The sequence below is a fragment of the Polyangiaceae bacterium genome, assembly GCA_020633205.1.
Lineage (GTDB): Bacteria > Myxococcota_A > Polyangia > Polyangiales > Polyangiaceae > JAHBVY01.
This window is the reverse complement of sequence record JACKEB010000016.1, coordinates 122,218-143,271: the sequence shown is the minus strand read 5'-3', so window position 1 is coordinate 143,271 and position 21,054 is coordinate 122,218. Positions and strand designations below refer to the sequence as shown.

Sequence of the window (21,054 nt, the reverse complement as noted above, 5' to 3'; positions counted from 1 at the left end):
CGCATCGCTGGCGAATCTATGATTCGTGCGCCCAAAAGGACAGGCTTTCCTAAAGTTGTCGGCAAGCGCCGGAGTTCGCTTCACCAACCACTTAGCGATGCGCTCGCTGATGGCGGCATCAATTCCGAAGCAGCGGCGCACCGGACGCACGCACGAGACGTTTGCGAGGTCAGCGCACCCGACGAATCACCCAATAGCCACGCGGTGTGTCGACGGGGTGCGGGTACACGCTACCCACCTTGAGGGTGAACAACGCATACTCAACTGGTGGTTCAAGGACTTCTCGCCGCATGAGCCCGAGGTCCTCTCCCCCCCCATGTCCGAGCTTTACCGCCTTCTTGAAGTCCTGCTTGGCGATCTCAAGCACGGCCTCAGCCTCGCTGCGCGCGACATCGCGAGTTGGGGCGTCCGGTGGGGCGAACTCGGCCCCAGCGTAGGGAAAAAGCACTGCACCGAAGCGCACTGCGATGGGCGCGGTGGGAGGCAATGGCGGCACTGCACCTCCGTCGGGCCAGGTGGACCAGCCGGAATAGGCCAGCAACGGATCGTCGTCGGAGAGCTCCGCGGCCGCGAGCGCCAGACTCGCGTCGAACTCCAGCTCGAGGCCGCCATCACGGGTCGAGTTGGCGATGGGCGGCGGCGCCGACGCGCTCACGCTCGGAGCTGGCGCTGAGGGCGTCTTTTTCATGCCCGGCCAGGCGAGTGCACCCAGCCCCAGCAAGATCACCAGGCTCACCAAACCCACCCAACGGCCACGCTGATTGGGGCGAGAACGAGCGCCCTGTGACTTCGCTGCGGGCTCTTGGCCGCCTTCCTCAACCATTGGACACGCCGGCTGTTAGCATCCCGGAGCGGTCCCACCAAAGGCAAATGCCCGCCTGGCAGGACCGCGGACCTCGCGCAGAAACCACGACAAAGCCAAGCGATACCGCTACCCTTGGAGGCTAGATGTTCAAGGTCGAGTGTCCCGGTTGCAAGGCTCCGTATCAGGTCGACGAGCGTCGGGTGCCACCCAGTGGCCTCAAGATGCGCTGCCCGAAGTGCGGCACGACGTTCAAGGTGGAACCGCCCGCGGTCGACAACCGACGCACGGGACCGAGTCCCGTGCTCGGAGCCAGTCTCGGTATGGACTCGGGTCCAAGTCAGCCGCCTCCGGTGCCCCACCGATCGCGGAAGCCGACCCAGGTTGGCGTTGGTGTCGGCGTCGCGGGATTGGGGCTTGGAACCGCGAAGCCAGCGCTACCACGTCCCGGTGGACCCGCCGCGAAACCTCCGATTCCGAAGCCTGCAGCTCCGAAGCCAGCGCTTCCCGATGTTGATTTTGATGAGCTGGATCTGCCCGCGGTTGGACAACGACGGGACGCGGCCGACTTGCCTGCACCAGCGCGGAAACCCCAAGCAGACTTGCCCGCGGCGGCGCCGCCACGGCCGGGCGTGAGCACCGGGCCGCGGCCTCCGATGGAGTCGTTTGGTGAGGTCGACCTGCCCTCCCTTGGTGGCAGTGGCGCACGCGCGGGAATCGATCTGGGAGTCGATCTCCCGGCGGTTGGACGTGGCGCGGCGCAGCCCGATTTCGAGTTGAACGCGGATTTGCCCGCGGTTGGCGGAGGGAAGCCCAGAGGCGCCAGCTTCGACGCGGATTTGCCCAGCGTAGGTGGCGGAAGGGATTTCGACTTGCCGAGTCCCGCCGGTGGAGGCGCTGATCTTCCAAGCCCTGGTCGTGGCTTTGGTGACATCGACCTTCCGAGCGTGGGGGGAGGGGGTGACCTTCCGAGCCTAAGCAGCAGTGACTTGCCAGCGGTGGGCGGTCGTGGCGGATTCGATCTTCCGTCTCCTCGGGGAAACGATTTGCCGACGCGCGGTGGCGATCTGCCAGCCGTTGCCCGGGGAGGCCGCGGGGGCATCGATCTCCCGTCGCCAGCGGCGGGTCTGCCGAGTCTCGGCGGGGATTTGCCTTCTCCAGCGGCTTCGCTGCCCTCTCCCGCAGCGGGCTTGCCCCAGGTTGCAGCCGGGCTCCCGCAGACCGCGGCTGGACTCCCGCAGACCGCCGCTGGGCTGCCAGTAGTAGGTGGAAATCTACCCACGCCTCACTCGGGGGCGTTCGGCGAGATCGACCTGGGTGGGAGCGTGCCGCCTCCTCGGGCCAGCATGGATAGCCTTCCAGAGATCGGTAGTACGCCTCCGCCTCCGGGAGCTTCTCCGCGCGGAAGCATGCCGTCGGACCCATTCGGAGAGGATCCGTTTGGGGCACCTCCACGGGACAGCGATCCTTTCGGAGCGCCTCCGCCTCGAGATAGCTTTGGAGCGCCTCCGCCTCGAGATAGCTTTGGAGCGCCTCCGCCTCGAGATAGCTTTGGTGCACCGGCGCCGGACAGTTTTGGCTCCCACGCCAGCGACGAAGGATTCGACGACTTCGGCGGTCCTAGTAGCGCGCCCACCTCGGATAACGCGATCACCCGTCAAGCCGGAGGTGGCGTCAGCTACGGCGAGGTCAATCTCGGCGACGAAGGCGGCATGGGTTCGCCAGTCGGGATCGAGGGCGGGGGTGAGGATGACATGGAGTTCGGCGCGATCCCTCAGGAGGATCAGCCCCGACCAAAGCCTGCTCAGCAACCAGCAGGCACTCATGTTCAGCTCCAGGTTGCCAACGCGACCGCCGAAGCGCCCCCGCGCCGCGGTAAGGGCCGCATCTTCCTCGGGCTGGCTGTCGTCGGATTACTCGGTGGCGGTGCGCTCGCGTTGGTGCCCAATGTGGGGCCCTTCGGTGCCTATTGGATCCTCGACCAGGTAAAGAGCGGCGAGTACAAGCAGCTGGTTCAGACCACTGTGAAGAATACTCGCGCGGAAATGGCGAAGGACACTTTCGCCTCCGCGACGACCGCATTCGATGCTGTGGATCGCACTCGGGCGCAACAAGAGCGCGTGAAGCCCTTGGCCGCGTATACCGCGTTTACGGGCTTTCTCAGTTCGCTTCGCTTTGGGGTCGACGCGAAGGTCACTGCGCGAGCGAAGGTGCTGCTCCAGGAGCTGAAGGACGCGACCGACGTCGATCAGCTCGAGCTGGCACGAGCAGCCGAGGCTGCCAGCGATGGCAACCTGGCGCGCGCGCGACAGGTGTTCACTCGCATCAGTCAGCAAGACCCGCAGAACATCGACGCCTTGGCAGCGCTCGGTGAAGTCGAGCTGCTCGCTCAAGACGCGAAAGCGGCCACGGACGTCTGGTCGAAAGCCGTGCAGGTCGAGCAGTCGCCGCGCACGGAGTTCGGACTAGCTCGCGCGAAGCTCCTGGGTGGTGACACCAAAGGCGCCGAGGAGCAGGCCGCGAAGGTATTGAAGCAAAACGCCGAACACGTCGGTGCGCGCATCTTGCTCGCCCGAGCCGCGTGGACCGAGCACAACGAGGACAAGGCTCTCGAGCTGTTGTCGTTCTTGGACAAGGCGGGCAACCCGGCGAGTCCCTCAGAGGTGGTGGACGGCGAGACATTGCGAGGCGACATCCACCTCTCGCGCTCGCGCATCACCCACGCGGAAAAGGCCTATCAGAAGGCCCTGACCATTTCGCCCAAAGCCGCCGGCGCTCTCGCAGGACTTGGTGACGCGCTGTATCGATCTGGGCGCTTCAGTGAGGCCCTGGCGCGATTCAAGGCTGGCGTCGAGGCGGACCCGGACAACGTCGTTGCGTCGATCGGTATCGCAAAGACGCAGATTGCGCTCGAGCGACTGGAGGATGCGAAGGCCATCTTGAAGAAGCTGGCGGTGGCTCATCCGGATGACGCCCGAGTTGGCCTGTGGCTCGCGAAGGCCGAGGACGCCCTTGGTAACCGTCAGGAGGCGGAGGCGGCGTACAAGAAGGCAATTGCTACAGGGAAAAACGAAGTCGCGGTGGTCGACGCCTACATCGGCCTGGCGATGCTGATGAGCCAGCAGGGGCGCAACGAGGAGGCCGAGGAGCAGTTGGCCGCGGCGCAAAAAAAGATGCCCAGCTCGCCAGCCATCTTCAAAGCGCTGGGCGAGGTCTCTCTGGCTCAAGGTCGCTATGAGGAAGCCGTCAAGCAGTTCCAGAAGGCGCTCAGCCTCGACAAGAAGGACATCGGAGCGCAGTTCCGACTGGGCGTTGCGTTTAGGCGCAACCGTGAGTTTGATGCCTCACGGAAACAGTTTGATGCGGTAGCTGAAGTGGACCGCGAGTACCCCGGGTTGGCCCTCGAGCGCGGGCTGCTCTTCGAAGCTGCAGGACAAAGCGAGGAGGCGTTGAAGGAGTACGAGGCCGCGCTCGCCAAGGCACCGGAAGATCCAGATCTCAAGCTGCGCGTGGGTTGCGGCAAGGTGAGCGCCGGACGTGGCGCTCAGGCAGAGAAGATCCTGAAGGAGGTGCTCCAGGTACGTCCGACCTCCGCCGAGACGAACCATTGCCTCGGCCGCGCTTTGCTCCTCAAGGGCAACTCTCTGGCGGAGGCCCTCAAGTCCCTGGAGCGCGCACGCGACCTCGATCCCAACCGCGCGGAGTACCACTTGTACGTCGGCTGGGCCGCAAACGAAGCGGGCAACCCCCGCAAGGCGGAGGAGGCGCTCGCCAAGGCGCTCGAGCTCGATCAGGGACTGGCCGACGCCTACTGGCAACGTGGCGTGTTGCGCTACCGTCAGGGCGCAGTGAAGGACGCAATCGTCGACCTGCAGAAGGCTCTCGAGTTGCGACCCACTCGTTACGAGGCCCACGCGGACTTGGCCGAGGCCTACGATGCGCTCGGCCAGGAGCGCGACGCAATGGAAGAGCTGAAGAAGGCCATCGCGGCGGATCCCGACAACGCGCTCTGGCGCTACCGCTACGGCAAGCTCTTGGCTGCAAACCGCCAGGACAACGAAGCCCGAGAGCAGCTGGAGAAGGCAGTGGAATACGCCGAGAAAGAAGACCCGAAGCCGCGTTGGCTGTGGGAGGCTCACCGCCTCTACGCGAAGGCGCTCGGCGCACGCAAGGAGGCGGTGAAGCACTGGGAGGCCTTCTTACGCGACGGACCGCGCGACTCAGCTTACCGTGGGGAAGCCAAGGAAGCCCTCAAGAAGCTCGGCCGACCTTGGGATGGCCCCTGAGGCTGGTGCGCTAGTTCACCGCTGCAACCCCAAAAAGCAAACGGGCTCGCCAGTCGGCGAGCCCGTTTGCTTTTTGCTTGTTCGTCGCTTACTCGAGGAACGTCTTGAGTGCCTTGCTGCGACTCGGGTGTCGCAACTTGCGCAGCGCCTTAGCCTCGATCTGACGGATGCGTTCGCGAGTGACCTCGAAGTCTTGGCCGACCTCTTCGAGGGTGTGGTCGCTCTTCTCGCCGATGCCGAAGCGCAGCCGCAGCACCTTCTCTTCACGCGGTGTGAGGGTCTTCAGCACCTCGGCGGTTTGCTCTTCCAAGTTGCTCGTGATCATCGCCTCCGCGGGGTTGATCGCGTTCTTGTCCTCGATGAAGTCGCCGAGGCTCGAGTCTTCTTCTTCGCCGATGGGTGTCTCGAGACTGATCGGCTCCTTGGCGATCTTCTGGACCTTGCGCACCTTGTCCACTGGAAGCTCCATCTTCACTGCGAGCTCCTCAGGAGTGGGCTCACGACCCAACTCCTGAACGAGGTAGCGCGAGGTCCGCACCAACTTGTTGATCGTCTCGATCATGTGCACCGGAATGCGGATGGTGCGTGCTTGATCGGCGATGGCGCGGGTGATGGCTTGGCGGATCCACCAGGTCGCGTAGGTGCTGAACTTGTAGCCGCGTTGGTACTCGAACTTCTCCACCGCCTTCATCAGGCCGATGTTGCCTTCTTGGATCAGATCCAAGAACTGCAGGCCACGGTTCGTGTACTTCTTGGCGATCGACACCACGAGGCGCAGGTTGGCCTCGACCAACTCTGCCTTCGCCCGCTCAGTGCGTTGTTCCGCCTCGCGGACCTGCACGTAGAGCCGCAGCGTCACTTCGCGGTCCACACCCAGCTCGTTCTCGATGTCTCCGGCTTCACGCTCGGTGTCTTCGACGGCATCGATGTAGCGCTGCGCGTCTAGCGAGGCCTTATGGTGCTCCTGACAGAGTGCCTCCCAGGCATCCATATCGCCGAGGCAAGCGGCGATGCGCCCACCGAGGCTGCCGCGCTCCACGCCCAGGAACGTCTCGAGCTCGCCGCGTCGTGCTGCCGCACGATTGAACGCCTGGATGGCCTTCTTGAGCGAGGAGATGAGCTTGTCGACGGTCTTCTTGTTCAGGCGCAGGTCGCGCAGCGTACGGATTGCATCCTTCTTGAGCGAGGCCAGCTCAGCGTCAAACTCTTCTGCCTTCGTGCCGCTAGCCGTTTCCCTGCGAGAACGAACCTCGCGGCTCTTCTTGTCGAGGCGCTTGAGCTTATCCAGCAGGCGTATGGTTGCGCGATCGGCCTCCTCTTCGTCGATCTCCGGCTCGTCTTCGCTGCGCTCGCGGATGATGTCTTTGACGCGGATGGTGTGCGCCTTGAGCTTCTCGCCGAGGAGCACCAGTTCGCGCACGGCGACCGGCGTATCCAGGACGGCGCTGAGCAGGTCGTTTTCGCCGTCTTCGATGCGCTTGGCGATTTCCACCTCGCCTTCGCGGGTGAGCAACGAGACCCCGCCCATGCGCCGCAGGTAGATGCGAACGGGGTCGTTCGAGCGTAGCGCCTCGTCCGCGCTGCTTGCGGCTGGCGCCTTGGCGGCCTTGGCTTTGGGCGCTTCGGCTTTCGCTGGCTTGGGCTTCGGGGCCTTCTCTGGCTTCGCGGCGGGGGTCGACTCGTTCGTCTCCACCAGGTCGATCGCCGCTCCCTCGAGGTGCGAGAGCAGTTGCTCCATCTGCTCAGGGTCGACGCTGTCGCCGGGTAAGGCCGCAGACACTTCGTCGAAGGTCAAGAAGCCTTGGCTCTTGCCGCGGTGAATCAGCTGGCTGACGCGCTCTTCGCTGGTCTGTGCCTGAGCCCCATTCGCTGGATCGGCCGCCGATCGTTCCCCCGTGTGTGCGCCGCTTCCGTTCTTTGCCCCGTTCGGATGTTTCGCTCCCACCGTTTTCCTCTCAGCCGAGCCTCGCGCGACTCCTAGGTCACGCCAGGCAATCCTCAAGTCCCGCTCTAGCCGAGCGGCTTAATCCCCTAAAAGAAACTCGCTATCCGTCGTGCACTGCCCGGAACCTCCCTCTTGGTCGCCGGGGCAGCTAACGGCGACGTTCCCTGGCACGCCTGAAGCGTTCGCTCAAGAGCGAAAGTTCTTGGTCGAAGTCTCCTTGTGCTTGCGCCTGGTGCAGCTCGTCGACCACGTGAGCTGCTTCGCGCACGGCTTGCAGCTTTTCCAGCCGCCTCAAGTTCGCCACCAGCTCTCCGCGACAAGGATCGAGCTGGTCGTGCTTCGGCGCCGCCAGGCGCTGGCTCACGTAGCCTGCGAGCGACGTGGGAAGCGCAGCAAGGATGCTCGCTGGCTCAAGGTGTGCGCGCGCGGATGAGTTTTCTGCGGTTCCTGGCGTCTGCCCCACGCTCTCCCACACTTGACGCAATGCGACATAGCCAAGCGCCAGGTCGCCCTCCAACAGGTTCGCCGCCTCCCAACTCACAGCGTCTCCCAGCAGGGTGGGGAAGTCGAGAAATGCGCCAAAGATTTCCTGCTCGATGTCGTGAGCGCGGTTGCGACTTTTAGCCCGCTCCGGGGGCTGGGGTGCGCCGTGGCCGCTTGGACGCTCCGATAGAGGATCGAAGCCGCCGCGGGGCTCCTCTGCCACGGGTGCCGTGGGGGGCGAGAATGCAGCGCGCCCAGAGAACTGTGGCGGGCCCGCGGGCAACCGTGGTTCTACCCCCACACTCACTTCGAGCGCCCTCAGGGTGGTTTGATCCGCGATCCCGAGGCGCTCCGCGACGGTGTCTGCGTAGCGCTTGGCCATCGCGCGCACGGTCGGATCGTCCTCTTCCTCGAGCAGCGTCTTCACGCGCTTGATGCGTTCGCCCTTGTCGAGGGCGCCGCTGACTTTTTCGTCGAGGGTGCTCTCGATCAGGTACTCGAGCATCGATTTGCTCGCGCCGACCACCCGCCGCACGGCATCGGCGCCACCCTGTCTGGCGAGGTCATCTGGATCGATCCCGTCAGGCAAGCTGGCGACGCGAACCACCAGCCCAACTTCTCGCGCGGGTGCTCGTGAAGCTTCGGTCGCGCGTCTCCCCGCGGAATCTCCGTCGAAGAGCAGCACGGCTTGATTGGTGTAGCGCCGGATCTCCTTGCCCTGTTCCGCGGTGAACGCCGTGCCGAGGGGGGCGACCACGTTGCCGATGCCGCGCGCGTGCAAGCTCACCACGTCGAAGTTGCCCTCGACCAGGATGCACTGGTCACGTTCACGTACCGCTTGGCGCGCCTGATACAAGCCAAAGAGCACCTCGCGCTTGCGATAGATTGGGCTCTCGGGGCTGTTCAAGTACTTCGCTGGCGCCTCGCTCGAACCGCTTCCGAGGGGAGACAAGCTGGCGCGCCCTAGCTCTTCCTCGCTGGGCTCAGGCAGGGCGCGTCCGCTGAACGCCACCACGCGACCGCGAAGGTCGAGCACAGCAAACATCAGGCGATGGCGGAAGCGGTCGTAGTGCCCAGGACCCGTCTTGCGCGGTACCAACAGACCCACGCGCTCCGCCGGCTGAACGCCCGCGCCTTGATCGCGCAACTGGCGAGCCAGGCCATCCCAGGCGTAAGGCGCGTACCCAACGCGGAAGGCGCGCATCGCTTCTGCTGCGTCGCCAGTCTGTTGGTCGGGTTCCAGCCCGCGCTTGCGCAGCTCTTGGCGCGCGAGCTCCGCGAGGGGGTGCTCCACTAGCATGCGCTCGTAGTAGGTCGCTGCCAGCGCCCCTGCGTCGTACATTTCCTCGAGGCGACGCCGCTGCTCCGCTGCCTGGCGGCGATCGCGGTCATCTCCCGTCTCGACGACGTCGATGCCCTCACGCTCCGCGATGTGGCGGATCGCTTCCACGAAGGAGAGCCCTTCGTGTTCCATCATGAAGCGGATCGGGTCGCCGCTGACACCGCAACCAAAGCAGTGATAGAAGTTGCGCTCGTCGCTGACGTGAAAGCTTGGCGTTTTTTCCTTGTGGAAAGGGCAGAGGCCGATGTGACTGCGCCCGCGGCGCTCGAGCTTCACGTACTCGCCGATGATGCGGATGGCGTTCATCCGGCTCTTGACGCGATCGACGGTCTCCTGGCTGATCATCGGCACCTCGCTCAGCCCGAGGGGGGTGAGCATCTCTCGTTCATACTCCGCGGGTGCAGCCTGGCAATGGGCGGGCGTTTGGGGGCTCGCAAAATCCAGGCTTTGCTAGGCGTTCGTGGATTTGACTGCTTCGATGTTCAGTATACATTCGGGGCATGCGGCCGCTGCCGGTGCACAATCCCCCGAACCCTTTTCACGGTCAGGAAGTGGAGTACCTGCTGGAGGACGGCGTGGAACCGCCCAGCCACGGTCTGCATTTGTACGAGGACACGTCGCGCAGCATCCTCAGCAAGAACGACAGCCCAGACGTCGGCATGCGCTGGAGCGTCAACCCGTACCGGGGTTGCTATCACGGCTGCGCCTACTGCTATGCGCGACCGAGCCACCAGTACCTCGGCTTCGGCGCGGGCAGCGACTTCGAGCGTCGGGTGGTCTTCAAGCCCCGCGCGGGGGCTCTGCTCAGAGAGGCGTTCGAAGCCAAGAGCTGGCTCGGGGAGGCTGTGCTCTTCAGCGGCAACACCGATTGCTATCAGCCAATCGAAGCCAGCCTGCGCCTGACGCGCGAGTGCCTCGAGGTGTGTGGCGAATATCGAAATCCGTTTCACATCATCACCAAGGCGCCGCTGATCGAGCGAGACCTCGAGCTACTCGCAGGCATCGCTGAGCACACGCCGTGCGGTGTGACCATCAGCGTGCCGTTCTGGGATCCTCAGGTCGCCCGCTGCATCGAACCGGGCGTCGCCACACCTCAGCGCCGCGTGCGCACCATCCGGCGCTTGGCAGAAGCAGGCTTGGACGTCAGCGTGAACGTCGCGCCGCTGATCCCTGGACTCGCCGATCGCGATCTGGTGCGTATCCTCGAAGCGTGCCGAGAGGCTGGAGCGAAGCGCGCCGGGATGATCCTCGTGCGCTTGCCCGGCGAGGTGAAGCAGGTGTTCGTCGAGCGCTTGGAACGAGAGCTTCCGGATCGCGCCGGCAAGGTGCTCGCGCGCATTCGCGAAGCGCGCGCTGGCCAGCTGAACGACCCGCGCTTCGGCAGCCGCATGCGCGGGGAAGGCCCTTACGCCGACATGATCTGGAACCTGTTTCGCTCCACCTGTGCGCGGCTCGGCTACGCACAAGGGGTCGAGGACGATTCACCCCCGCTGGCCTCAACCTTCCGTCGCCCAACGGATCGCGGTGGTCAGCTGCGCCTGTTTGGCTGAATTCGCGTGCCTCACGGATTTTGGGGGGAGGATGAGGTGCGGCGAGGTGTCGCGCGATGGGAGTCTCCAGGTTCCTGGGGCGGACGTGCGGCGTTTGGAGCCCTAAAACCACCCGAAAGGACCCAAAGCAGCCTGCTCGCGCTGGCCACCAGAGACCTGCACAGGCCTACAGTTCGCGTTGGCAGAACATGCCGACCGTGCTAGACGCGGCGCGACATCGGGCCAGCTTTTTATCAAGGACTCTGGACCCTACGCACTCAGCTCCGCTCGAGCGACCAGGTCACTGGTTTCGAGCGGCTCTCGCCTCCGCGGACCCCGCGGCGGCAAGCACCACCCTCAACACTCACGATGCCCGTTGATCGCGGGCTCGGAGCAGAAGCGATAGAGCAAAGATGGCGGAAACGACAGCAGCCGGCGCGGTTGGAAAAATCACCCAGGTCATTGGTCCCGTCGTGGACGTGGAGTTCCCCCCGGGCAAGCTCCCCAAGATCCTCAACGCGATCGTCACCTCCAACCCGAACATCTCCGCGGAGAAGAACAACCTCACCCTCGAGGTTGCGCAGCACCTCGGTGAGTCCGTGGTGCGCGCCATCGCGATGGACGCGACCGAAGGCTTGGTTCGCGGCGTCGAGGTGAAGGACACCGGCAACCCGATCATGATGCCCGTGGGTGAGGCGGTGCTCGGCCGCATCCTCAACGTCATCGGCAAGCCCGTGGACGACGCGGGTCCGGTGGAGGCGAAGAGCTCGCTGCCCATCCACCGCGACGCTCCCAAGTTCGTTGACCAGTCGACGAACGTCGAAATCTTCGAGACCGGCATCAAGGTCATCGACCTGCTCGCCCCCTACCGTAAGGGCGGCAAGATCGGCCTGTTCGGCGGTGCCGGCGTCGGTAAGACCGTGCTCATCCAGGAACTCATCAACAACGTCGCCAAGGCGCACGGTGGTGTGAGCTGCTTCGCCGGCGTCGGTGAGCGCACCCGCGAGGGCAACGACTTGTTCCTCGAGATGGCCGAGTCGAAGCTCGAGAGTGGGGAGCCCGTGCTCAGCAAGACCGCGTTGATCTTCGGGCAGATGAACGAGCCCCCCGGCGCCCGCGCTCGCGTCGCGCTGAGCGCGCTGACGTGCGCGGAGTACTTCCGCGATGAGCAGGGCCAGGACGTGCTGCTCTTCGTCGACAACATCTTCCGCTTCACCCAGGCGGGTTCTGAGGTGTCGGCGCTCCTCGGTCGTATGCCGAGCGCCGTCGGTTACCAGCCCACCTTAGCCACCGAGATGGGTGCGCTTCAGGAGCGCATCACCTCGACCAACAAGGGCTCCATCACCTCGGTGCAGGCCATCTACGTGCCCGCGGACGACTTGACCGACCCGGCGCCCGCGACGACGTTCGCTCACTTGGACGCGACGACGGTGCTTTCGCGAGCCATCTCGGAGCTCGGCATCTACCCCGCGGTGGACCCCCTCGACTCCACGTCCACGATGTTGGATCCCAACATCGTTGGTGAGGAGCACTACAGCGTCGCTCGCCAGGTGCAGTCGACCCTGCAGAAGTACAAGGATCTGCAGGACATCATCGCGATCCTCGGCATGGACGAGCTCAGCGAAGACGACAAGCTCGTCGTGGATCGCGCCCGCAAGATCCAGAAGTTCCTGTCGCAGCCCTTCTTCGTGGCCCAGCAGTTCACGGGTCTCCAGGGTCGTTACGTCCCGCTGAAGGAGACCATCGCGGCGTTCAAGGAGATCTTGACCGGTGCCCTGGACGACCTCCCGGAGCAGGCGTTCTACCTCGTGGGCAACATCGAGGACGTGAAGGCCAAGGCCCAGAAGCTGAAGTCGGCTGGCTGAGTCTCGCAAACAGGAGCGATAGATGGCGTCTGAAACCCTAGAACTCGAAATCGTCACGCCCGATGGCTTGGCCCTGGATGAGCAGGTGACCGAGTTCACCGCGCCCAGTGTCGATGGCGAGTTCGGCGTGCTCCCCGGCCACCGCCCGCTCTTGGCGGCGCTGGCCACGGGCATCGTCAGCTACAAGCAAGACGGACAGGAAGTCCGCGTTGCCGTGGGGAATGGCTTCGTCGAAGTCAACCAGGGCAAGGCCGTGCTGCTCACGGATCACTTCATCACCAAGGACGACGTGGACCCGGTCCGCGTTCGCCTGGAGCTGAAAGAGACCGACGAGAAGCTCGACAACTGGAAGGAAGAGCCCGGCACCGCCGAGCACATGCAGCTCATCGCCGACGAGCTGTGGGCTGCTGTGCAGCTCGAGCTCTACGGTGACCCGCCGCCGCCCATCGTGCGGACCTTCACCTTTGCCGGTGCGGAGCCCGAGCGCTACCACGTCACCAGCGACATCGAGAAGGCCGACGCTGCCGCAGAAGACGCGGAGCGCGAGCACGGAGAGAACTGAGCAGTCTCGTGCAGAAATGAAGGCGCCGCCGACCGTGAGGTCAGGCGGCGTTCGTCTTTTGTGAATTCTTGGCGCTGGCCCAGCGACGTTCAGTCGTCTTCTTCGTTGCGCTTCTCGGCGGCCCGCCGAGAGGCTTCACTGTACACCTGAAAGCGCTGGTCCAGCACGAGGCGGTCGTCGACGAAAAGTCGCACGTTCCACTCGCCGAGGGGGTCACCTGGGGCGAGCTCGAGCTGGGTTTCGAAGCGCTGGCTCCCCTTGGGAGCGGTGCCGTTGCCCAGCTCAGTGACCCGACTCGATGGCGTTGGGCGCTTTCCGCGCGGAGCTGGGCGGTCCCACTCCCAGCGCACTGGAACGTCTCTCGTCAGGGGCTTCTGAAAGTCCACCCGGAGTCCTTGGGTCTGTTTCCGCCGATCGATCTCGAAGGGGAGCTCGTTGCGCTCTTGCACTTGTCCACCGAAGAAGACGCCGAAGACGGCACGCTCCACCAGTTCGGGCTCAGCTTGCTCCTTGGGGCAGCCAACGAGCAACAACCCGCCGCAGAGGAGCAGCGCTCGCCGCCTCACGCCTGGCCTCCGCGGGCCAGGAGCTCCCGTTCCATGCGTGCGAAGTCGCGCACATCGAGGGTTTCTCCGCGGCGATCCAGGTCGATCTCTGCCGCGCCAGCCGCATCCTGCAGGAGCTCCCCTGCGACGCCGCGCCAAGCGTTGCGCAACGTCTTGCGACGTGCGGCGAAAGCGCCTTTTACCAGCGCCCGGAACAGTGGCGTCTCCTCGGCGAGCGCCGGGCGCCGCGATATCAGCTCGATCACCGCGGAGTCCACATTGGGCTGGGGATGGAACGCGGTGCGTTTCACGATGAACGCACGGCGCGCTTCGAAGGCAGCTTGCACGAACACACTCAGCGCCCCGTAGGTCTTGCTGCCAGGCGCTGCGGCGACGCGCTCCGCGACTTCGAGCTGCACCATGAACACCGCGCGCTCGATCAATGGGGCGAGCAGGACCGCGCGCTCCAACAGCGGTCCAGTGATCTGATACGGCAGGTTCCCGGTGAGGACCCTGGGGGCTGACGCCGCGCGGAAATGAACTTCGTAGTCGAAGGTCTTCGCGTCGGCTTCGTACACTTCGAGCTTGCCCTGCTCGAGCTGCGGGGTGAAGCGCTCCCTCAAGCACGGCACCAGATCTCGATCGCGCTCCACGGCGATCACGTGCGCTGCGCGCTCGAGTAGCGGCGCCGTGAGCGCGCCCAGGCCGGCACCAATCTCCACCACGTGAGAAGTGCCAGCAAGGTTCGCGATCTTGGCGCAGATGTTCGGATCCGTGAGGAAATTTTGCCCGAAGCTCTTCTTCGCCAGCAGGCCAGCTTCGCTGAGCTGCTGCCGCGGGTTCCGATGCTTGATCTCGGAGTCAGTCACGAGCCTGGTCCTTGGCTCCAGCGGAGTCTTTGCCAACGTCGGAGCGTATGGCCGTCATCGGTTGACCAACCCCTGGTGTTTCGGCCGCGTGTGCAGGACGCGTACGCCGAGGCGGCGTAGGCCGCGCTCTCCGCGGGACGCCGCAGCGCGTTCTCGCATGCTCAGCGCTTCGGCCACGGCTTCCGCGACCCAATCGGTGCGAGGCAGACCCGCCTCGAAGGTCATTGGTACCCAGAGCACCTGGCAGCGACGCCTTGGCAGCTGACTCAGGGCACGCTCGACGTCTGGGCGCACTTCCATGTCGGGCGCAGGAGACCAAATCGCGATCATGCTCGGCCGAGGCTTCTCACGGGTGATCCGCGCGAGCGCCTGACCAAGGGTGCGATCCGTGGCGTTGCGCTCCGGCTCTTGGCGGGGCGGTGAGCCCATCCCAAATGCGACCAGGTATTGTCGCAGTGTGCGTTCGCGCTTCGAGTTCCCGAGGGGCTCATGCACTTGGAAGGGCGCGCGGGGTAGAGCCTTCACCACGCGACGCGCGATGCGGTCCAGTTCGGTGGGGCGTACGCGACTGGCTGCTTCGGGATCCAGCGGCCGCAGGTGCTCCAGGACGCGGAGGCCGACGTCGGACTCGTCGAGGTCGGATCGATCGGCATCGACCGTCCCAGTGTCGTGGGCCAACGCGCCCATGAGCCGTCCCAGTTGACCGACACCAGAATCCGCAGGGATATAGCATAGGATGCGAGTCGCGACGATCACTAGGCCAACTCGATCACCCTTCGCGAGGTGTCTGCTCGCCACGGCTGCGAGCTCGTCGATGGCGATGTCGAGGGGAGCCTTTCCTGGCGTACCCGCCCAGAGCTCGATGGATGCGTCGAGGACCAGCCAGACTACGTCGCGCTCGTCTTGTTCGTATTCCCGCACCATCAGCTTGCCTCGGCGCGCGCTGGCCTTCCATGCGATGCGCTTGAATGGATCGCCGGGAGCGTGCTCACGCAGCTCCTTCAGCTCGAGACCTTCCCCAGCCAGGGGTCCAGGCCTACCAGCTTCGGCGCCGTGTCGGCTGCGACCGCCGCGCGCCGTGTGCAAGGCGGTGGAAAATGGGCGCGGTAGCACTTCAATGCCGTACGGATTCGCGAAAGTCAGCGGCACTTCGAACAAGCCAGGGCTGCCTTGAACCTCGAGGCTCAGCCCGTGGATGCCATGACGACCGACCCTCGGTGGGGTGACCTTGACGGTCACTTCGAGGCGCCCTCCCGCGGGAACCTCGCCCTCGTTCGGTTCGACCTCGATTTCGAGATCGGGTGAGCCGACCGCGCGAAGCTCCACGTAGCGTGCCGCGCGGGTGTCTCGGTTGCGCACCTCGGCCATCAACTCGAGGGTTTCGTTGCGTGCGATGCTGCGTACGCGCTCCGGTTGGCGCCACAGCATCTCGAAGCCAGCCGCTCGGATCCGCGCCACGGAGAGCCGCGTGACGGCGCGGGCGATCGCCAGGCCCACCAAGATCGCTCCGCTCCACGCGAGCGCGGGCGCGCTCCGTGCCACCACTGCCGTGCCCACGGCAAGCATGCCCGCCAGGGTGAGGTCTACGGCTGATCGAGTGGGGTGGAGTTGCAAGGGCGACTCAAGGCGTCGAGGCGGCTAGCTAGCGGAGCCTCGTGTATAGTCGAGGACGGCAGCCGGCTCCACTCGGCATCAAGGCTTGCCCTCTCGGCAGCCGTCCTTGCTGCTCGCGCAGAGCTCAAGATAGCGCTGCAGTAGCGCCGCCGCGGTGTTCGCGTCTCGCGAGACGCCGATCCCATGTTCGTACAGCGTCGACAGTTGACGGCAAGCGTGCGCTTCCCGTCGCTGGCAGCCCTCGGCGTACAGCACCAGCGCTCGTCGGCGGAAAGTCAGCGCTTTCGTGTCCCCGCTCGACGACCCGGAATAGCTGTCACCGACCCGCAGGCAGGCATCCGCGGCCCCGCGGGCACAACGCAGCTCCTCTTGGCTGAGCGCCTCTCCTACCAACGCCGGAGCGCGCGCCGGCTCGCTAGTCGCCGGAGCTGTCGCGGCATTGACCTCAGCGCTCGGACGCTCGTCAGCGCTCGTCGCCGACTGGGTTGGGGGGGAGGGGAGCCGACGGGTGACGCTGCTGAGCGGAGGAAAGGGCTCCTGTTCTAGCTCGTGCTGCTCGGTCGAGTGAGTCAATACGGCCACGACCGCGCCCACGCAGGTTCCTGCGAGCGCTCCCAGCCAGATCCCGCGGTCGATCTTCACCGTGTCCCATCATCGCACGGGTGACTTGATCCAGTAAGCCCGGTTACGGTCGCCCTTCGCGTGGCGCTCTCCCTCAGCTCCCCCGTTTGCCCTGACTGCTCGTGTCCCGACCTCACGCACCGCTCGAAACGATCGGCTTCATGAAGTGTCAGCGCACCAGCGCCGCCCGCGCTTCTGCGCGGCTGGTTTTGTTCGTCGCGGGTGCTCTTGGGGCTCTGCTCCTGCTTGGCTCAACGGCGGCCGGACAGCAGACGGACGACGAACACGACTACTCGGAGCTCGAGCGGTACACGATTCAGCGCGAGCTCGATTCCTTGAAGCAAGCGGGTCAACCCGCTGCCGTAGATCCACGCCCCGAAGGCAAGGTCATCGAGTCCTTGCGCATCGTGCCTTTGGAGGTCTTCGACGAGCAAGACCCGGTACCCGACTTCGTCAACGACTTCCACACCACGTCACGGGATCACGTCATCCGTCGCGAACTCCTGTTTCACGTCGGCGATATTTACCGCGCGGAATCAATTGAGGAGACTGAGCGCAACTTGCGCGCGCTACGTCAGCTCTCCGTCGTGCTCGTCGTTGCCCTGAAGGGCAGCTCACCTGACCGGGTGCGCGTCTTAGTTATCACCCGGGACGTCTGGAGCCTGCGGCTCAACTGGAACTTGCGGTTCCAAGCTGGCAAGCTCGAACAACTCCTGGTCCAACCGAGCGAGGAGAACCTCTTCGGTACTCACCGTACGATCAGCGCGCTCTTCGCGCTGCAGCTGGATCGCTACATCGCAGGCGCGACCTACGTGAACCCCAGGGTTGGTGACAGCCGCATCCAGGCTGCTGCAATCGCGAATGTGATCTTCAATCGTGACTCCGGCGAAGCGGAGGGCTCCTACGGTGGCTTTTCGTACGGGCAACCGCTGTACAGCACCCGCGCCGAGTGGGCTTGGACAACGACGGTGGTGTGGCGTCGGGAGATTGTCCGCCGCTACGTGGGCGGTGAGCTGTCGAGCATCGACACCGGGTTCGGTGTGCTGCCCTACGCGTATCGCAGTGACCAACTCGCAGGTGAGTACTCGATCACTCGCTCCTTCGGTCGGCAGAACAAGCTCGACTTGACGCTCGGCGCCGAGGCGGTGCGTTCGAACTACGGTGTGCCGGACGCCGAACGTTACGCCGCGCGCGCGCGCCAGGTGTTCCTGGACGAGGAGGTGCCCCAGAGCGACACGCGTATCAGTCCATTCGTGGGCCTCGAGGCGTATTCGAATCGCTATCTGCGCACTCTGAACTTCGAGACCCTCGCGCTGCAAGAGGACCTGCAGCTCGGGCACAGGGCGCTGCTCAAGGTCTACCCCGCGAGCACCTCGGTTGGATCCTCTCGCGACTTGCTCGGCGTACACAGCGTCCTCGGCTACACCTGGCCGCTCGGCGACGGACTGTTCCGGCTTCTTGGTTCCTCGCGGATTGAAGCCGCGCGGCTCGACAAATCAGACGCTGAGGTGGAGGGTGCGATGCGCATCGCCACGCCGCGCTTTGGCGTGGGGCGCTTGGTCTACGATGGGGTGGTCACGAACCGATTCGAGGACTACCTCAACCTGCGCTACTCCCTTGGAGGAAACACTCGTCCGCGGGGCTACCCAAGCTTTGCGTTCATCGGCCGGGATCGCATCGCCAGCAGCCTTGAGTTTCGCAGTCGCTCCGTGCAGCTGTTCGGCGCGGAGCTCGGCAGCGTGCTGTTCTACGACATGGGGGATGCGTTCAATCGCTTCGAAGACGTCGCCCTCAACCACGCGGTTGGACTTGGCTTGCGCGGCCTATTCCCCATGTTTGACCGCATCGTGTTCCGGCTCGACTGGGGCTTCCCCGTGGGCAACCCGCGCTACGCGACGTTGCCGGGTAACTTCGTGTTGACGTTCAAGCAGGCGTTTCCGCTGCCCGTGCCTCAAGACTCCAGCGTCACGTCGGGGCTCTCGGCGACCGACGAGTAAGCACATCGCTCGCTGCTTGAGCGTGTCGCTCAGTTCACGCTGAGCCCAACGCCAGAGGTTCACGCCGTGAACTTGCCGCACACTCGCGAGCGATTCATTGGGTGAACGACGACGCCCGCGTATCGGCTGATTCATCTCGTGAACCCGGCGCCATTGGGTACTCCAGGGAAACGCAGCGTTCCTGAGTCTGACTCGGCAACCGATCGAAAACGCGTAGACCGCGGCATGTTGGCTGTCGTTCGAGTTTTTGCGCTCGAGCGACTGAAAACCAGCAGCGTTTCTCTGCACGTTCCCCACTTTACGCGAGGCGATTCGGGCGCATATCCGACGTTGAAAGCTCGGGTTTGTGGAGTTCGGAACGTCGCTTGCACATCACGCCAGCATGCACCCCGGTACACCGCGGAAGCGTGGCGCAGTTTGCGAGTGGAAAACGCATCGGCTGACTAGTGGGCGTTGCGTACCGCGCGGAGCCAACGGTCCAAGCCGATGCCCGATGCGGTTTGATGTCTCGTGCGACACGATTTCTGTCAGGACAACTGGTCAAGTGGGTAGACGTTGCTCAGGTCGGGCCCAAGGAAGCGAAAGATGGACGTGGCATCGAATCTAGCGTCGTGGCTTGAAGGGGATCTGTCTCCGACGGCGCGTATCTGGTCGGCCGCCGCTCCGGCACTGGCGCTGGTCGTCTACGTGTTCGGCGGCATGCTCGTCTTCAGCGTTCGCAATGCGCTACGTGGGGACTTCCACGATCGAGAAATGGAGAAGCGTGGCAGCACGCTGCTCCTCGGTGCGTGGCTGCGCAACTACTTCGCGTGGTTGATGAGTCCGGTCTTCAACTTGGTGTTGAAGAGCCGGTTGCCACCAAACGCCATCACCACACTCTCGTTGTTGCTCGCTGGCGGCGCTGGCGTTGCACTGGCGGCCGGGCGATTCGCCCTTGGTGGGTGGCTCTACGTGGCGGCCGCAGTGTGTGACTTCCTGGATGGACGTCTCGCGCGTGAGACGAAGCAGGCGAGTGAGAGCGGTGCGCTGCTCGACTCGGTGCTGGATCGTTACTGCGAGGCGGCGGTGCTGCTCGGCCTCGCGGCGTACTACAGCGATAGCTGGGTCCTGTACCCCGTGTTGTTCGCGCTGGTTGGTTCTCTGCTGGTCTCCTACGTGAAGGCGAGGGGAGAGGCGATGGGCGTCGCTTTCCCAAACATTGGCCTGATGCAACGGCCCGAGCGCATCGTGCTCTTGGGCGCAAGCGTCGCGCTGAGCCCAATCATCGAGGGGATCGTCGTGCCGAACGACCCGGCGCCCATCCATCGCCTGGCGGTGGTTGGTGTGGTGGTGCTCGCCGCCACGACGCAGATCACGGCGATTCAGCGCCTGTTCTTCGGACGCAAGGCGCTGAGCGTGACACCTCCGCCCTCTGGTGTGTTTTCACGCGGAAGCATCTTTCGCAACCTCACCAGTTCCTCGGTCGCTACCTTGGCGGACTTCGGGCTCGTTACCCTGCTGGTCGCGGGTGGTTTCGGGGCTCCCATCGCCACGCTGGTTGGCTGCGTGCTGGGCGGCACCATCCACTTTACCCTGGGGCGCTACTGGGCTTTCCGTGGGGATTTAAAAACCAGCGAGCAAGCCTCTCGCTACGTGATCGTTAGCGGGAGCAGCGCGCTGCTCAACTCGGGTCTGGTCGCCGTGCTGCTGCTGCTACCGAGCGTCCCTTACCAGCTCGCATGGCTCTTGGTGCGCGGGGCGGTGTTCCTCACCTGGAATCACCCCCTCAGTCGGGACTACGTATTCGAGCGGACCGTCAACCTCGAGGACGCCGCCGAGCAACCCGCAGCAGTCGTTGAGGCCGATGAAGGCTCACTCTCCAACGCGGTTGCGACTGCGCTCCAGGCTCCGTTTCAGACTCAGGCGATACTGGCCTATGCCGCGTCGAATCAGTCCCACAGGCTTCCGGACGCCCGTGGATTGCTGGAGCGTCGTCTGGGTTTCGAAGCCCGGGATTTGGGGGTGAGGGAGGCGCGCCGTGAGGATGAGAGCGGGCCGTACCTCAACCCGGCCGACCCGATGCTGCGCACCGGCTGAGGCGCAGCTCAGCGAACGCATCGAGAAACAAAAGCATCGAGAAACAAAAGCAAAGCGACGGCCGGGTTTCCCCTGCCGTCGCGGCGTTTCAGGGCTCGCGGTGGGTCAGCCGCTTGCGCCGAGCAAGTAGTGGAGCACGGCCTTCTCGTCGTCCCCGGAGATCTTCGCCTGGGGCGCCATCTTCTTCACCCACTCCGGCCACTCCTCGGCGGTGTGGGAGCTTGGAGCTGGCAGGGCGTGGCAGGTGCCGCACTTGCCCTCAAACAGCTGCTTGCCCTTCATCATCGTGGCTTCCGACGCCGATGCGTCATGGGATTGCGCGCGTTGGACCATGTCCGGCGAGATCGCGCTTCCGCCACAGGCAGCAGTGCTGAGGGCTGCAACGCCAGACAGTGACAATCCCCAAAACCAACTCTTCATGTTCGAGTCTCCTTCGCTGAGCGCGCCGAGAGGCGCTAAAACAGAGCGGAAGGCCCTTGGGCCCGACGCTTGCGGATCGGCCAACCAAGCGGCGACCC

General features: G+C 64.7%; 14 protein-coding genes. 6 read left to right on the top strand and 8 right to left on the bottom strand.

What is annotated here, in order from left to right; genetic code table 11:
* Positions 1-169: 169 nt before the first annotated feature.
* Positions 170-736: a hypothetical protein gene (locus tag H6718_25295; protein MCB9588751.1), complete on the bottom strand. Its 567-nt coding sequence runs from the start codon at positions 734-736 to the stop codon at positions 170-172.
* A gap of 212 nt (positions 737-948) precedes the next feature.
* Between H6718_25295 and H6718_25290 the strand changes: the two genes are divergently transcribed.
* A complete protein-coding gene (locus tag H6718_25290; protein ID MCB9588750.1) occupies positions 949-5,088 on the top strand; it encodes a zinc-ribbon domain-containing protein in 4,140 nt (1,379 codons plus the stop codon).
* Between the two features lie 88 nt (positions 5,089-5,176).
* Here H6718_25290 and rpoD read toward each other — a convergent pair whose 3' ends face one another.
* Both rpoD and dnaG read right to left on the bottom strand, forming a co-directional pair.
* A complete protein-coding gene (gene rpoD, locus H6718_25285; protein MCB9588749.1) occupies positions 5,177-7,090 on the bottom strand; it encodes an RNA polymerase sigma factor RpoD in 1,914 nt (637 codons plus the stop codon).
* A gap of 91 nt (positions 7,091-7,181) precedes the next feature.
* Entirely contained in the window at positions 7,182-9,236 is a 2,055-nt protein-coding gene (dnaG, locus tag H6718_25280) for a DNA primase (protein ID MCB9588748.1), read from the bottom strand.
* 122 nt (positions 9,237-9,358) lie between these two features.
* On the opposite strand from dnaG, the gene H6718_25275 reads away from it, so the two are divergent.
* The 3 genes from H6718_25275 (at position 9,359) to atpC (ending at position 12,814) form a co-directional block, all read left to right on the top strand.
* Positions 9,359-10,408: a PA0069 family radical SAM protein gene (locus H6718_25275; GenBank protein MCB9588747.1), complete on the top strand. Its 1,050-nt coding sequence runs from the start codon at positions 9,359-9,361 to the stop codon at positions 10,406-10,408.
* A 392-nt stretch (positions 10,409-10,800) separates the two neighbouring features.
* Positions 10,801-12,252 (top strand): F0F1 ATP synthase subunit beta, encoded by a 1,452-nt coding sequence (gene atpD / locus H6718_25270; protein MCB9588746.1) that lies wholly within the window; start codon positions 10,801-10,803, stop codon positions 12,250-12,252.
* 22 nt (positions 12,253-12,274) lie between these two features.
* Positions 12,275-12,814: an ATP synthase F1 subunit epsilon gene (atpC, locus tag H6718_25265; GenBank protein ID MCB9588745.1), complete on the top strand. Its 540-nt coding sequence runs from the start codon at positions 12,275-12,277 to the stop codon at positions 12,812-12,814.
* An 89-nt stretch (positions 12,815-12,903) separates the two neighbouring features.
* On the opposite strand, the gene H6718_25260 is transcribed toward atpC, so the two are convergent.
* The 4 genes from H6718_25260 to H6718_25245 form a co-directional block, all read right to left on the bottom strand.
* Positions 12,904-13,380: a hypothetical protein gene (locus tag H6718_25260; protein ID MCB9588744.1), complete on the bottom strand. Its 477-nt coding sequence runs from the start codon at positions 13,378-13,380 to the stop codon at positions 12,904-12,906.
* Positions 13,377-14,213, bottom strand: coding sequence for a ribosomal RNA small subunit methyltransferase A (rsmA, locus tag H6718_25255; GenBank protein ID MCB9588743.1), 837 nt, complete (start codon positions 14,211-14,213; stop codon positions 13,377-13,379). Before rsmA ends, H6718_25260 begins: the two co-directional genes overlap by 4 nt.
* A 69-nt stretch (positions 14,214-14,282) precedes the next feature.
* On the bottom strand, positions 14,283-15,842 hold the full coding sequence (locus H6718_25250) for a DUF58 domain-containing protein (protein MCB9588742.1): 1,560 nt from the start codon (positions 15,840-15,842) through the stop codon (positions 14,283-14,285).
* A 78-nt stretch (positions 15,843-15,920) separates the two neighbouring features.
* On the bottom strand, positions 15,921-16,484 hold the full coding sequence (locus H6718_25245) for a hypothetical protein (protein ID MCB9588741.1): 564 nt from the start codon (positions 16,482-16,484) through the stop codon (positions 15,921-15,923).
* 140 nt (positions 16,485-16,624) lie between these two features.
* Between H6718_25245 and H6718_25240 the strand changes: the two genes are divergently transcribed.
* Together H6718_25240 and H6718_25235 are read left to right on the top strand one after the other, a co-directional pair.
* Positions 16,625-18,460 carry a hypothetical protein gene (locus H6718_25240; protein ID MCB9588740.1) on the top strand — a complete coding sequence of 612 codons (1,836 nt, stop codon included), beginning with the start codon at positions 16,625-16,627 and terminating at the stop codon, positions 18,458-18,460.
* Between the two features lie 591 nt (positions 18,461-19,051).
* Positions 19,052-20,536, top strand: a complete 1,485-nt coding sequence (locus H6718_25235; GenBank protein MCB9588739.1) for a GtrA family protein — start codon at positions 19,052-19,054, stop codon at positions 20,534-20,536.
* Between the two features lie 105 nt (positions 20,537-20,641).
* Here the strand turns inward: H6718_25235 and H6718_25230 are convergent, their stop codons facing one another.
* Positions 20,642-20,956, bottom strand: a complete 315-nt coding sequence (locus tag H6718_25230; GenBank protein MCB9588738.1) for a hypothetical protein — start codon at positions 20,954-20,956, stop codon at positions 20,642-20,644.
* Positions 20,957-21,054 lie beyond the last annotated feature (98 nt).

What these genes read in the sequence shown, in the direction of transcription:
- atpC (MCB9588745.1), top strand. Translation starts at nt 12,275, where the DNA reads ATGGCGTCTGAAACCCTAGAACTCGAAATCGTCACGCCCGATGGCTTG.
- H6718_25290 (MCB9588750.1), top strand. Translation starts at nt 949, where the DNA reads ATGTTCAAGGTCGAGTGTCCCGGTTGCAAGGCTCCGTATCAGGTCGAC.
- dnaG (MCB9588748.1), bottom strand. Translation starts at nt 9,236, where the DNA reads ATGCTCACCCCCCTCGGGCTGAGCGAGGTGCCGATGATCAGCCAGGAG.
- atpD (MCB9588746.1), top strand. Translation starts at nt 10,801, where the DNA reads ATGGCGGAAACGACAGCAGCCGGCGCGGTTGGAAAAATCACCCAGGTC.
- H6718_25275 (MCB9588747.1), top strand. Translation starts at nt 9,359, where the DNA reads ATGCGGCCGCTGCCGGTGCACAATCCCCCGAACCCTTTTCACGGTCAG.
- H6718_25240 (MCB9588740.1), top strand. Translation starts at nt 16,625, where the DNA reads ATGAAGTGTCAGCGCACCAGCGCCGCCCGCGCTTCTGCGCGGCTGGTT.
- H6718_25230 (MCB9588738.1), bottom strand. Translation starts at nt 20,956, where the DNA reads ATGAAGAGTTGGTTTTGGGGATTGTCACTGTCTGGCGTTGCAGCCCTC.